This is a genomic window from Thiomicrorhabdus sp. 6S3-12, assembly GCF_017571475.1.
Taxonomy (GTDB): domain Bacteria; phylum Pseudomonadota; class Gammaproteobacteria; order Thiomicrospirales; family Thiomicrospiraceae; genus Thiomicrorhabdus.
The window spans coordinates 33,087-47,456 of the sequence record NZ_JAGETW010000006.1; the positions used below are offsets into that span (position 1 = coordinate 33,087).

General features: G+C 46.0%; 8 protein-coding genes and 1 tRNA gene. 1 reads left to right on the forward strand and 8 read right to left on the reverse strand.

What is annotated here, in order from left to right:
- Positions 1-125: 125 nt before the first annotated feature.
- The 4 genes from J3999_RS08030 to J3999_RS08045 form a co-directional block, all read right to left on the reverse strand.
- Positions 126-2,486 (reverse strand): EAL domain-containing protein, encoded by a 2,361-nt coding sequence (locus J3999_RS08030; protein WP_208127394.1) that lies wholly within the window; start codon positions 2,484-2,486, stop codon positions 126-128.
- 226 nt (positions 2,487-2,712) lie between these two features.
- On the reverse strand, positions 2,713-6,921 hold the full coding sequence (locus J3999_RS08035) for a response regulator (protein WP_208127395.1): 4,209 nt from the start codon (positions 6,919-6,921) through the stop codon (positions 2,713-2,715).
- A 23-nt stretch (positions 6,922-6,944) separates the two neighbouring features.
- Positions 6,945-8,153: a hypothetical protein gene (locus J3999_RS08040; protein WP_208127396.1), complete on the reverse strand. Its 1,209-nt coding sequence runs from the start codon at positions 8,151-8,153 to the stop codon at positions 6,945-6,947.
- The gene (locus J3999_RS08045) at positions 8,153-8,572 is read right to left on the reverse strand and encodes a hypothetical protein (protein ID WP_208127397.1); all 420 of its coding nucleotides are present in this window, start codon (positions 8,570-8,572) and stop codon (positions 8,153-8,155) included. Before J3999_RS08045 ends, J3999_RS08040 begins: the two co-directional genes overlap by 1 nt.
- Before the next feature lie 521 nt (positions 8,573-9,093).
- Here J3999_RS08045 and J3999_RS08050 point away from each other — a divergent pair.
- A tRNA-Arg gene (locus J3999_RS08050) sits at positions 9,094-9,170 on the forward strand.
- Between the two features lie 150 nt (positions 9,171-9,320).
- On the opposite strand, the gene J3999_RS08055 is transcribed toward J3999_RS08050, so the two are convergent.
- From J3999_RS08055 to J3999_RS08070, 4 genes are all read right to left on the reverse strand, one after another.
- Complete coding sequence (locus J3999_RS08055) at positions 9,321-9,689, reverse strand: hypothetical protein (RefSeq protein WP_208127398.1); 369 nt, start codon at positions 9,687-9,689, stop codon at positions 9,321-9,323.
- A 183-nt stretch (positions 9,690-9,872) separates the two neighbouring features.
- The gene (locus J3999_RS08060) at positions 9,873-12,314 is read right to left on the reverse strand and encodes a methyl-accepting chemotaxis protein (RefSeq protein WP_208127399.1); all 2,442 of its coding nucleotides are present in this window, start codon (positions 12,312-12,314) and stop codon (positions 9,873-9,875) included.
- A 322-nt stretch (positions 12,315-12,636) separates the two neighbouring features.
- Positions 12,637-13,644 (reverse strand): tryptophan--tRNA ligase, encoded by a 1,008-nt coding sequence (gene trpS, locus J3999_RS08065; RefSeq protein WP_173285608.1) that lies wholly within the window; start codon positions 13,642-13,644, stop codon positions 12,637-12,639.
- Positions 13,645-13,755: 111 nt separating this feature from the next.
- Complete coding sequence (locus J3999_RS08070) at positions 13,756-14,223, reverse strand: isoprenylcysteine carboxylmethyltransferase family protein (RefSeq protein ID WP_208127400.1); 468 nt, start codon at positions 14,221-14,223, stop codon at positions 13,756-13,758.
- Positions 14,224-14,370: the final 147 nt, after the last annotated feature.

Sequence of the window (14,370 nt, forward strand, 5' to 3'; positions counted from 1 at the left end):
CGCGCTTGGCGCGGTTTTTTATGCCTGAAATCTACAGCTTGTCGAAGCTTGGCAAATCTTAAGATTTAATTGCATCTATACCCGATCATGCAGCAGGGATTGTATGCAAGAAATTGTTAGAGATTCTAACGCTGTAAAATTTCAATTAAGGGCTGAGCTTTTCCAATTCCATAGCCTTGTGCATAGTTCACGCCAATCTGCTTAAGCTTTTCAAGTACGCTGTCATTTTCAACGAATTCAGCGACAGTCTTGAGCCCCATTACCGTACCGACTTCATGAATCGACTTAACCATAGCATGATCAATCTGATCTTTAGCAATGTCTTTCACAAACATTCCGTCAATTTTTAACTTGTCTACCTTCAAGGTTTTTAAGTACCCGAAAGAGGATAATCCGCTGCCAAAATCATCCAGTGCAAAGGTCACCCCTTTTTCTCTCAAAGTAGAGATAAAGTGCTGAGCATTCTCCAGGTTTGCGATTGCCGTAGTTTCAGTGACTTCAATACAGAATTTTTGCGCCAGGCTGCCCATTTCGGAAAACTTGCCTGTTAAAAATGCTAAAAATTCGTGTGAGGTCAGGGATTGAGCGGAAATATTAATGGCGCAATAACCGATTGAAGGTAAAAAGCCGGGATGTTCCCTGAATAAAGCAAACGCTTTCGAAAATACCCAGTAATCGATATCGATCGCTTTGTCATATCGTTCTGCGGCGGGGAGGAAGGCGCCGGGAAGGGCAATACCATTCTCGGAATTCATCCGTAACAGCAGTTCATAGTTCATTCTGTCTTTATCGGAATCCTTGTCACTGTTAATGGTCATGATCGGTTGGGCATACAGCTCAAACAAGTCTTCCTGCAGGGCGGACTCGATACGCGAAATCCAGCCCATTTCTTCGGCTCTGAGCTGCAACTTCTCATCGTTGGATACATAAAAATGGAAAGTGTTTCTGCCTTTGTCTTTCGCGGCATAACAGGCGGAATCGATCCACTTCATAATCATATCCGGCTTTGTCATGGAATCATCAATTTCAACTATTCCAATACTGACACCGATACGGAATACCTTTCCTTCCCAGGCGAATTGATAATCGCGAATCGCGTTGATAATCTCGTTGGCAATGGATTTGGCATTATCCTGATTCGAGTTTTCGAGAATAATACCGAACTCGTCGCCTCCGAGGCGGGCCAGGACATCAGATTGACGAATATAGGGCTGAATCAAACGCGGGATTTGACGTAGTAATGCGTCCCCGGCACTGTGACCGCAGGTGTCATTAACAATTTTAAACTGATCCAGATCCAGGTAAAAAACATAGTGTAACTGGTGATCTTCCGCTCTTTGCAGCAGCAGGGACAAGCGGTGCTCAAACTCGTATCGGTTAATCAAATCGGTCAAGGCATCGTGCGAAGCCTGGTAAGAAATTTTCTTTTCAACCATTTTTCGTTCGGTAATATCTTGCCCTTCGGCAACCAGGTAGGTAATTTCCTGTTCGGAATTACGGATCGGGGTCAAAATAAAGTGAATGATCATTTTTTGCCCATCCGCAGCTCGAATGCTTACTTCTTTATTGATCTGATGCCCCGAAGCACACATTTGAATATCGGACTTAATTTGCGAGCGCAGCGAATTATCTCCCCACCAGGAACACTCGAAAAAATATCGCCCAACCCAATTGTCTTGATTGCTCCCCATGGACGTCGCGGCAGAGTTGTTAACCAGTTCAATCATCCCGTCTGTGGTTAACATCACGGTAAAGGTCGAGAGTGCATCGGTATACTGACTTAATTTGTTTTTCGAGGTTTGCAGTTGTTCGGAAATCTCTTTCTGCATTTTCAAGTTGGAAGCCAGTAAACGTTGTTCCTTACGGGAGCTTCTAAAGGCGTAGAAAAATAAAAATAAAACCAGTGCAACAAAAATCAGGAAAATCAGGCCAAATCGCAGTTTGGAGCCGATAAGCTTCTGGTTGACGTTATCCACCAAAAGTGTCGACTCGATACTTCCTAGCTCAATCACGCCCGCTAATTTATTTAGAATTTCGGTTTGGACGGGGATTGCTTTATTGAGCAGGATCGTCGTCGCTTCTTCTTTGGCGCCGTCAAGAAATAATTGCGAAATCTTATCTTGAAGAGGGGCGTTGATTTTAGTCAGAGCCGTTTGTTCGGAGAGTAATGATTTTTCTCTATCGCTCAGCTTCAGGGTGTAGAGCTCTTGGCGGGCGTTGATAAAGCGGTTGGCCAGCAAGCTCAAGCGCAGAGAATATTCATCAAGAATAAACTCGTCGGTTTCAGCCATCATCTGCAAGAGAATTAAAGAGCGTTCTCGAGCGGCATTGTGCATAGTCGTCAGAAGGTTGCGCTTTGTTTGTTGTGATTCAACCTGGCTGGAAATATTTCGATACGTATTGGTGACATTACTGTAAACATCATAAATAAACACCAGAGAAATAAACAAAATAACGGTAATAACAGCGACAAACTGTTTATTCATGAAGCAATTCCCATTTCGCTATCGTCGACTATAAACATTAAACCGCTCCTATCATATATAAGAGTGGAATTTATGATGATTCAATCATTTGATGGATTTATAGATAACGCAATTTTATATTTCTTAATAACGCTTTTACGTCTTGTTAGCCTCTTCTGGCAGGTGTTGTGTACAACAGGCTCTCAATCGAAGCCGGGCGCGGAATTTCCTTATTGGCTGCTTTGCTTTATTCATCGGTTGAATTAATCGTTTCCAGCGCCTTGTCGAAATCAAAGTTGTTGATTGCATGTAAAAGCGTGTTGAAACGTTTTTTATCCAGCAGCTTCTCAAAGAGCGTTTGATTGTTTTCAAAGTAAACGGTGGCTTCGCCGTCGAAACTTTCCAGCATTGCCTTGAGTTGATTCAGTTTATCTTGATGTTCCGTGGCGTCAACTGGTGAAGACGTATCGGGGTGAGATTTCGTCTCTTCATCGTTCAATGTTTGTAAATAAACGGACAGTTCCTCGAAAGCGGCTTGGCGAGTGTTTTCCAGCTTGGTTAGGCGTTCTTCAAGCTCGTTCTGATTTGTTGTCCAGTCTTGTTCATGCTCTTTCAGAAAATTTTCCAACTCAGCGCTATGTGCGGAAAGTTTCTGTGCGCCAACCGTTGCGCTGATGCCTTTAAAGGAGTGAATCAGGCGTAACATTTCCGGGTAGTTGTTATCTTCCTGAAACTGAAGAAAATGCTCCGGTAGATTTTGGTACTTATCTACATACTGTTCAAGGATCGAGTGGTACAGCTTTTCTGAACCTCCAGCCATACGCAGTCCTTCTTCAAGATTGACCCATTTGAAGGCCTGACCTTTTTTCGAATAAATGCTCTCTTTGTCGTTAGAGCTCATGTTTGAGTCGGAAAAAGCAGAAGCGTCTCCGTGGTAATACTTGCCCAGAATGCGGTAAAGTTCTTGCGGGTCAACCGGTTTGTTTAGATGGTCGTTCATGCCGCTGGCAAAAGATTGCTGACGCTCTTCTTCAAGCGCATGCGCCGTCATGGCGATAATCGGTAATTTGCTGAACTGGGGATCCTTGCGTATGGTTTTGGTCGCGGTATGGCCGTCCATTTCGGGCATTTGCACATCCATGAATACCATCTCGTAGAAGTCGGGGCCTTTGGCCTGCAACTCCTTGACGGCTTCCAGTCCGTTATTGACCACGGTTACCTGAGCGCCTTTGGATTCCATCAACTCAACGGCAATCTGCTGGTTTAAAAGATTATCTTCCGCCAGGAGTATTTTCATTCCAGAGACGTTCAGATCCATATTTTGATCGATTTCGCCGTTCGTTGTCTCCAGTTTTAAAGTGCTTCGCAGGTGAGGGAAGTGCTGCGCTAGTAGTTGTTCGATATGTTTCGGCAATACCGGTTTGCTCAGAACGTCCGGAATCTCGTACCGGTTACCCAGTTCGGCCATCGACTCCTGATCGTAGGCGGAGACAAGGATACATTTAGGCAGTTGAGCAGGGCAGTGCTGCTTGATGAATTTGATAAACTCTTCACCGTCTTTTTCAGGCATGACCATATCGATGAAAATCAGGTCGAACTCTTCGGTACAGACAACTTTCTGGGCTTCATCGACATTTGAACAACTGGTGATCTGCAGGCCGTAGATTTTAAGCAGATTACCGAGAATCTCCTGAGCAATTTTTACATCGTCGACAATCAGCGCTTTGAGGTTCTCTTTGATTTGAGTTGGATCACGACGCTGAGGCGCGACCGGCAGATCCAGATCAAAATAAAATGTCGACCCTTTGTCTTTTTCGCTTTTGACACGGATGGTGCCGTCAAGAAGGTTGATGATTTTCTGTGAAATCGCCAGTCCCAATCCTGTCCCGCCGTATTTGCGGGTTGTCGAACCATCCGCCTGGCTGAATTGCTGGAACAGGTTGGCGACCTGGTCTTGAGTCATTCCGATACCGGTATCTTCAACCTCGATATGTACCTGGATGGTTTTTCCGGTGAACTTACCGTCGATACTGAGTTTGACATAGCCTTCTTCGGTAAACTTCAATGCATTGGACAGCAGGTTGTTAATGACTTGTTCAAGACGCAGCGGATCACACAACACCCAGCCGGCGTTGCCGAGAACGTCTTTGGATTTGATCTCCACTAAAAGTTCCAGAGGTCGCTGCTGAATGGTTTCCGCCAGCAGGCTGGCCGAGTTGCCGAGCACTTCTTCCAGTTTCATCGGGATGGATTCGATTTCCATCTTGCCGGCTTCGACTTTCGAAAAATCCAAAATGTCGTTAATGATTTTCAAAAGCGATTCGCCGGCCGAATGGATTCGTTCGACATAATATTTTTGCCGCGGATCAAGCTTGGTTCTCAAGGCAAGATAAGCCATACCGATAATTGCATTCATTGGCGTACGGATTTCGTGGCTCATATTGGCCAAAAACATTGCTTTGGTTTCGGCTGCGGCCTCGGCTTCTTCCTTGGCACTAATGGCTTCCTGTGTTGCGGTATGCAACTCTTCCATCAGCTGTTTGCGGATTTCAGCTTCGTGCATGCCGGTGAACATGACCAGGCAGGTGCTGTGGAATGGTTCAAGCAGCTCGACTACTTTCTCGTTGTACGGGGTTCTGGAGTTAGCCAAAGCGTAAATGCCAATGAGCTGGTTACCTTTTTTGATCGGGATGCAGATAAAGCGTTTGAGTTTGGGGTGGCCGTTAGGGGTCTTCTGCGAACGCGGATCACTTTCCATATGATTGTTGATGATCATGTGCTCTTTGTAGAGTACTTGACCGATCAGCGTGTCCGGTGAGCAGAACGATTCCTGAGATTGTTTGAACTGATCGTACATATACTGGGACTCTTTATCCCAGGCAAGATTGCTCATGGCATGCATTTTAAGGCAGCGTTGGTGGCTGTCGTCTTTGTAGACGACTTCGGCAATAAATCCGGATTCGCTTCCGGTAATGCCGAGAATGACCTTAAGCAGCTTGTCCCAGACTTTATTCTCTCCGTCTTGTGTCGCCACAGAGGCTTCCGTAGCGGTTTTTAAGGCGTCCAGTAGTTTGTTTCTTAATTGGGCCGCGTCTCGGGCTTCGTTGCGTTCGGTGAGGTCGGTCAAAATGCCGATAAATTCCGAATCGTTTTGCAGTTTAATCTCCGATACGGCCAGCGCAAGCGGAAAAGTAGTGCCGTTTTTGCGCAGCCCTTCAACCTCGCGCTCGCCCTGATTGATAATATGGCCGTGACCGTTTTGAAGGTAACGGTTAATGTATTCCTGATGGTGATTGGCATACGAAGGGGGCATGATGATTTCGATATTATTGCCGATCATCTCTTGACCGGAATAGCCAAACATCTCCTCGGCTGAGCGGTTGACACGGGTAACAACGCCTTGGGCATTGATCTGGATAATCCCGGCGGCGGCATTTTCAAGAATGGCCTCATTCTGACGTAGCGGTTCGAGCGCTGAAATTTTCACCAGACGAATCAGCACGATCAGTGCGATAAAGCCGAACAGCATTAGCAGGGACTTGAACAGAATATTGTTGAAGCGGGTGTGATAAAGCTTGTTCACCTCTTGCATAATGGTTTCATATACCAAACTCTGCATGGCATTGGAGTGTTCGACAATCGTATTGTGATTGCCTTCCGGAAGGTGTTCGAGTTTGACGAGTTCATTCCCCGACTGGTGCAGGGGGCGAAGATAATCGATTGTGATTTGCTGGTAGTCTTTAGCGATAGTTCCAAGCTTTTCGAAAATCAGCGGATAGGTTTGGAAGAGGTTTTGATCAGCGTCCAGTTGCAGCCCGTTTTTTTCCATAATCAGGCTGATATCCAGTATGTGCTTGCGTAGCTGCGGGCTTGGCTTTTCAGCATAAATTTCCAGCATGCTCAACAGTCTGCGGTAGCGGCTGTTCCAGATCTTAAACTGCCAGGCAAACTCACTTAAGGCACTGATGTTGTTATTGAAGTAATGGCTGTTGAAAAGCTTTTTCTTGGCGTTGATTAGAATGTTCTGGAGCTCAAGAGGCGGGATCTCTTCGCCTTCGTAGGGGGAGTAATAGCAGCTTTTTCCGCTGGCGCAGTTCTCGATTACCTGTCGTTTATCTTTAAAGTTTGTCCAGGCTATTTCGAGTCCGGGAATCTCGAAGAGCGGCGTGCTTCCAAGAAAGTTTGCCATTAAGGCATCGGTTTTCTGTTGCGAGGCCTGCCAGAAAGTAAAGTAATGGCTTTCGCCGTTAATCAGTCGGTAACCGAGGTTGTCCTCTTCGCTTAACTGATTGGTCGTTTCTATGATCTTGATGGCGTCTTTAGAGCTTTCGATCCATTTGATCTCTTCGGACAGCGTTGAGAGATTTTCTCCCAATATCCAGACAAATAAGGCAAAAATCAATACCGAAACGGCTTGTAAACTCAGAGTTGCGGTATGGATCTTTTGTGCCTTCATAGGGGGTCAGGTCCTTGATGGGGTTAGAACTTTTTATGATAGTTTAACTGACCCGACAGCACTGACCAGTGTTTATCCATTTCGTTGTCGTCATATTCCGGGAATATCGGTATATTCGCGTGCCCCTGACGATGATCGTATTGCGCCGTGAAGTTCAGCTCCGGAAGAATGTGCCAGCGTAATGCCAGGGTTGAGACCTTGCTGTAACCACGCAGATTGTCTTCATCTCTTTTGTCGTTGTTACCCAGATAGTAGGAATAACGAAGCCACGTTTCCAGGCTCGGCAAAGGGAGCCATTGCCATTGGAAATAGTAAGCATGGCCTTTGGTGTCGATATTGTCAGAGGGTTGGAAAGTGTATTCGATATCGGTATGGGTCTGGATATCCATATATTCCGAACTGAAAATATGGTTTTTGTATTGATACTGGGCTGAAAGCATATGTAGGCCTACAGCGTATCGGGCATCGCTGATAAGGCCCGTGATTGCAGGGTCCAGATCGATCAAGGGTTCGGCATTCATATAGCTGTAATTGAAGCGCATACTTGGGAGTGCATTCGGTTCAAAATACAGGTTGAGCCCGTATTTTCTCATGCGGTTGATGTCACCGCGGTTATCGATCCCTTTCAGAAGATAGAGTTCAAGCGAATCGTCGGAACTCGATTTTTCACCGTAATAGGCGTCAACTTCCAGGGTTCCGCCGGAAAGGAAATGGGTTGAATAGAGGTTGACGCCGTCGGTGGAAACCATAAAGTCGCGCAGCCCTTCGAAATAGATAGCGCTTGGTAAAAAGATTCCAGGCCGCGAAGAAGGGTAGTCACGCGAATCATTGTATAGACCGTAAGGGGTTTTGACGCGCCCGGCACGAATGCCCGCTCTGTTGAGTCCATTGTCGAAAAGCAGATAATCCGCCAGAAGGTAATCGATCTTGGGCTCACCTTCATAGATGTCACCGAAAGTCTGTGAGAGAAGCTGGCCGCTGAAACGCCAGTCGGAGTTGTAAATCCAGTTCAGGTTCAAACCAATTTCATTCAGTTTGAAAGATCCTTCTTCCGAGTCCTTGGTTAAAAACGGACTGTCATACGACTTAATGAATCCCTGTGAGATAAAAGCGTTGGCTTGGACTTCTGCACTTGCTGGAGATGCCGCCATTGCTGAGGCTAGAATCATGGCGCAGGAAAGTCTGCAGGCGGATTTGCCGAAACGGTTTCGGAGATGCATGGCCGGGAACATTATTTGCTCTCCTTTAGAATAGATGTTTGTGAGAGTCTATAAAGGTTTCGTGTTGAAATGTAGCCAACTGCACCGGGTGTTTTATAAACGTTTTGGATCATCTCTTCTTCATTCAGGAGTTCTATCGGAGCGATACCGCGACCGCTGAAAATCAGTCTGTTCCAGATTCGTTGAATCTGGTAAACGTTGGTATTCAGGTATTTATGAACGAACTCTCTGTGAACGGGGTTGTTTACCGGAAGGATAAAGGCCTGTATCGGCAGACCGTTTGGCCAGCTTCGTAACTTAGAGGTGAATATTTTATCGATCATTTCCGGGCTGTAGGCGTTTTGCTTCTGATATTCGACGACATGGCCATTAGGGTAGTGGACGATAACGGAGACGGTGGCATCCGCCGCGGCTAGGATTTGGACATTCAAGAGTAGACTCAACGAAAGAATGCCAACGAAAGTAGAGAATAATTTCCGCCGATTAAGGTCCGTCTTTAGGTGGTAAGAAGAAAATATCGCCACTGCATGATCCTTAAAATGATGAAGACAGCTTAGGAGTAATGCCGAGTAAATGCTGCTTACGACTATGATTTCATAAGCCTTGGATACTGTCAATTTCGTATTGCCTGCTTAAAATCAACTATTTAGGTGAAATCTAAAACAAATTTTCTTAAAAGCCTGAGCAGAAGAGACGCTTTTAAGTTTTTATTCAAGCAGGTTACGGCATTTTGGCAGAGGTGGGAATTCGTGCATTTTCGCGCATTGATTTGCTGTTGGTGAAAGTTTTTAAAAATCGCTGCAAAAGAGTTGACAGGCGATTTTTAGTCCCTATAATACGCGCTCAACAGGCAAGCGATGAACCTCTTGGAACAAGCAAGCCTAGCGCAAAAAAGTTTAAATTTTATTTGACATAGATAAAGTTGATAACTATAATACGCGCCACAAACAAAGCGCCCGTAGCTCAACTGGATAGAGTACTCGGCTACGAACCGAGCGGTTAGGGGTTCGACTCCCTTCGGGCGCGCCATTATTCTTAAACCTCGTTAGTGTAAACTGACGGGGTTTTTTGCTTTTAGGCTGTTGAGAAGCTTTTGATAAAATTCGGCAAAAAAATAACCCAGTAGTTTTTGGCTACTGGGTTTTTTTATGTAATGCCATAACGGGTTTGTTGTGCGGTTTAAATTCCCTGCTGTGGTTTAGCGCTCCAGTTACATAGGCAGTCTTCATATGCCTGATTGCTGAACTGCTGGATAACGTGCTGTTTGGCTTCATCATCAAGTTGAACAGGCACTTTATAGGCTTTTTGTAAATATTGATAGGCGATGCTGTTGGCTTGTTTGTATTCCCAGCCTTGCTCAAGTAAGCGGTTGCCGACAGCCGTCATGACTTGACCTTCTTGTCGGGAGCTGATTACGTCCTGTGCTACGACTTTCATGAGTTCACAGCTGATTTGTTTGGTTGAAGGCGTTGTTTGAGCGCTGGCAATTGGGGCGGAGAAGATGGACGCGATTAAAGCGCCGGATGCAATTAAAGTGGTAGTTTTCATAATGGTACCTCTGGTTCTATTGCGGAAAATGGCTTATAACCATGTATTAAGAGTACTTATCTTTGTCGCGAAATTAAAATAAAAATAATTTCTCCTCTATTGTCTGCTTCTATATTACGCAATGCTAATGTATAAAAAAGCCCGCATAATGCGGGCTTTTAGTTTGTTTTAACGGATTTTGGGTTAGAACTCTTCCCAACTTTCGTCGGTTGTATTCTTTTTGAGCGGGCTAATAATTTCCGGTTTGGACGCCGGCTGCTCTTTGGCCCCTTGGTTTTGCGGTTTGGATCTTTCGATCTTTGTCGCGCTGCTTGGATTTGTTGCGATTGCAGCAGGTTGGGTTCCGTGCGCTTTTTGAGAATTTCTTCTGGCTTGTTCGGTGAATTCGACAGCGATTTTGAATTGCTGCATGCGTTCGACAAGTCCCGATGTTTGCTGTTCGATTGAGGCGACACTTCGGGCAGAATCTTCGACGAGAACGGCGTTCTCCTGGGTGTTGCTGTCCAGCGAAGCAATCGCCTGGTTTAATTGCTCGACGCCTTGAGCCTGTTCGTTCGATGAGGCGGCAATTTCAGCGACAATACTGGTGACCTGTTGGATTGCATCATTGATTTCGTTGAGTGAATCGCCCGAGTTTTGCGCCAGTTGGGTACCTTGCTGAATTTTTTCAACCGAGCGATCGATCAGGCCTTTAATCTCTTTGGCGGCATCGGCGGATTTTCCTGCCAAAGCGCGTACTTCACCGGCTACAACGGCAAATCCTCGACCGTGTTCACCGGCACGTGCTGCTTCTACAGCCGCGTTGAGAGCCAGTAGGTTGGTCTGGAAGGCGATGGAGTCGATAAGGCCGATGATCTGCTCGATCTGTTCCGAAGAAGTTTTAATCTGTTGCATGGCGTCAATGGTTTGCGCCATGATTGCAGCCCCTTGCTGGGTTTTTTGCGAGGCTTTTTCGGTTAACTGATCCGCCTGTTGTGCGTTTGAGGCGTTGTTGCGGATCGTCGAGGTCATCTCTTCCATTGTTGCAGCGGTCTGTTCAATTGACGCCGCTTGTTGCTGGATTCGTCCGGAGAGGTTTTCATTGCGGATGGATGTTGCTCTCATGTCTTCGGCAATACCGTGTACAACATGGTTTACCTCCGCCAGTGTATGCGACAGGTTGTCCAGTGAGCTGTTAATGGCATCTTTGATCTCGCCCAAGCCGCCTTCGTATTCGCCTTGTACGCGATGGGTTAAATCACTTTCAGCCAGTGCATGGATTGCATCGGCAATATTGTGGTTGGCTGTAGCGATGGCGCTGGACATATGGTTAATCTGTTCGCCCAAGTCATAGATAAAGCCGTCGAGAACGCTGACATCGATCTGCTCGCCGATATGACCTTTAGCGGCTTTCTCTACCATGGTTTTCAGATTGGTTTCGACTTTGGATTGCATTTCTGCCATCTTCGCTTCTTGAGTAACGTCTTTCCACTCGGTGACAAAGCCCTCGCGGGAACCGTCGATATTCCAAATTGGGTTAACAATAATTTTAAGGTGGAGTTCTCCGAGCGAGAGATCGGCGATATAGGTCTCTTTCAGCTCTTTCAATAGTTTGCGCTGATGGGCCGGATTTACGTGGAAGATGTCGATGTTTTTGCCGATCAAGTCATCCGCCTTGAAATGTGGGAGCATTTTCTGGATGTCCGCTTCAACGTTTTTCAGGGTTTTTAAGATCGACTCGTTCATATAGGTGATATTGAGATCTTCGTCCGCGATCATAATGTTCGACGTGCTTTGGTCGACAACGTGAGTGATGATTTCCGCTTTGTTCATATTGCAGCGAATCGCGCGGATCATGCAGTTGATATATTGTCCGAGTTTATGGGTTTCCGCTGATCCGGTTTCCGGCATGACCGCATCCAGATTCATGCCTTCTTCGTTCGGGAAGGCGGTAAGAATGCTGTCGCGCAAGGCCACGATCGGCTTGACCAGACGTTGTCGAACCAGCAGTTCTATCGCCAAGAAGTTAATCAGGATAAGGATGATGACGAAGGTGAGCAGTTCGGTTACGCGAAAAGTGGCGCTTTCCTGGTTTAGCTGTGTGATTTTGGCATCGCTGGTGGTTTCGATGTATTTAAACCAGGCTTCTTTGGCTTTAATGGCTGGCCGGTCATCAACGACGACCTGGCTGTCAATATAGTCAGCCGGCGCGCCCTGTTGTTTGAGTTCCAAGACGATCTGCGCTTTTTGCGCGAATTCGTTGACGGTGTTGCGAATGGTCTCGATTGATTCGCTTTCTATTGGCGAAAGGTCGCCTAAATTTTGGTATTTTTGCAGCGCCTGGTTGAGGTTTTTGACGTTGTCGTTAAAGGCTTCGAGATAGCTGGAGGTGCGGTAATCGCTATCGCCACGCAGGATGAAATTCTTGAAGTTGTGAATAAATTGTCCGTAACCGAGTTGGGCATCGATTTCATGGAAAGTTTTGCGCTTTTCCTGAATGTTGGCGTGTAAAGTTTCCAGTTCGGTGTTGTATTGCTTATCAACTGCAATATAGATAGAGACTCCGATGATATTGATCGCTAGAAACAGGATCGTGTAGATCGTCAGGAGAAGTTTAATGGACTTTCCGGTGTTGCCTTTTTCCATGCTTGACATCCTCTCAGCAGGCTTGTTTTGTGATATACCCCATAAATGATAGGGGAGCCTGAAGTGTAATAGAAATACGAATAAGTACTTATTGTAAGCGGTGAATCAATTCGTTGATGTGCTTTTTTGCAGGTCTGAACTGTTATCTGTAGGTAAATGGTGTATTAACAGGAATAATGGCGATGATTATACGCCCAAAAGCGGAGGATCTGAGTTCAGTGCGGTTATTGATGCTTGGAAAGTTTGAGAAAAAGTATTATTTGAATGCTTTATGAATAGATAAAAAGAGGGCGAATTGCCCTCTTTTGATATCGGGATTGTTTTATGGAAGAACGAAACCGATTGTTTCCTGGAAGTCTTGCAACGTTTTTTGTGCTTGCGAGCGAGCGCTTTTAGCACCGTCGGCAAGAATTGCTTTAAGCTCTGCTTCGTCTCCGCGAATCTGCTTGAAGCGTTCCTGTATCGGCGACAGATAGTCGGCTACCAGTTCACCCAGTTCGACTTTCAGGTGGCCGTACATTTTGCCTTCGAAGTGTTTGACCACTTCGTCGATCGATTTGCCGCTGATCACCGAGTAGATGGTCAGCAGGTTGGAAACGCCTGGTTTGTTTTCCACATCGTAGTAAATTTCGGAGCCGGAATCGGTAACCGCTTTTTTGAATTTTTTAAGGATTTTTTTCGGGTCATCGGCCAGGGCGATGAAGTTGTCCTTATTTTCGTCCGATTTCGACATTTTCGAGGTCGGATCCTGCAGGCTCATAATTCGACCTCCGGAAGTAGCTGGTGGAATGAAAGGTTCCGGTACTTTAAATATTTCGCGCTCGAATTTATTGTTCAGACGAATGGCCAGATCTCGGGTTAATTCCAGATGCTGTTTCTGATCTGCTCCGACTGGAACCATTTCGGTTTGATAGAGCAGGATATCAGCAGCCATCAGAACAGGGTAGTCGAAAAGCCCGACATTGATGTTCTGAGAATGTTTCGCGGATTTATCTTTGAACTGCGTCATGCGGTTCAATTCACCCATATAGGTATAGCAGTTCAGGATCCAGGACAATTCAGCGTGTTCCGGGACGTGCGATTGAATAAATACCGTGCTCTTGTCCGGATCAATCCCGGAGGCCAGATACCATGCAACAAAGTCCAGGCTACGGTTTTTAAGGTCGATAGGGCTTTGCTCTACCGTAATGGCGTGCATATTGACCAGGGAAAACAGGCAGTTATAGTCGTCCTGCATTTTGACCCAGTTTTTAATTGAGCCGATATAGTTGCCAATCATCAGGTCGCCGGAAGGCTGGATTCCGCTAAAAAGAGTCGGTTTTGCTGTCATGATTCGTCTAAACTTTTGTTTGGGTTGATAGATGCCGCAGACGGCAGAAAATAATTAAATAGCGAAGTATTTTCGCACGTTTAGAGCAGAATCTCCAGAGGGCCGGACGGCTCAAAAAAGATAGGGGAGCAGTCTGCGGGTTTTATCTTGATAAAGCGCATAATCTTGTAGTTTGCGTTTCAGCAGGGCTTCTTCGTAGGAGAGTTTGAGAATCAAGGTTAAAGCCAGTAACAGAAACAGTAGCCAGATCGCCGCACGGTTTTCGCTTATCGCAACCGGCGCGAAGAAATAAAGAATACTGGCGTACATGGGATGGCGGATAAAACGGTACGGCCCCGTCGTCACAAGATCAATCTCCGGCATGGGATCGGGGATAATATTGAAGTGTCCCAGATGCATGGTCTTAAGTGCCCAGAGACCTAGCAGAATGGCCGCGCTTTGGATAATGAGTACCCAGTAGTCGAGTGACCATGGAAAGCTTGAAAAGGTCAGCAGGGCGATCAGCGCGAACTGGAAAAAAACCAGTCCGTAAGACCAGATTGGATGCGGGATTTTTGCAGTTTTTCCGTTTGGGGTCATTTGTGGTTTTCCAGGTCTGTTGAGGTGATCGTTGCCGTTTTTGTTTAAAGTGTGCTTGCAAAGACCGGAAAGCAGGCGGAAAATCGAGTACTTGCGTTGCAGTCTGGGCAAAAGGCGTTAAAATGGGAAAAATTTTTTATGACTTTC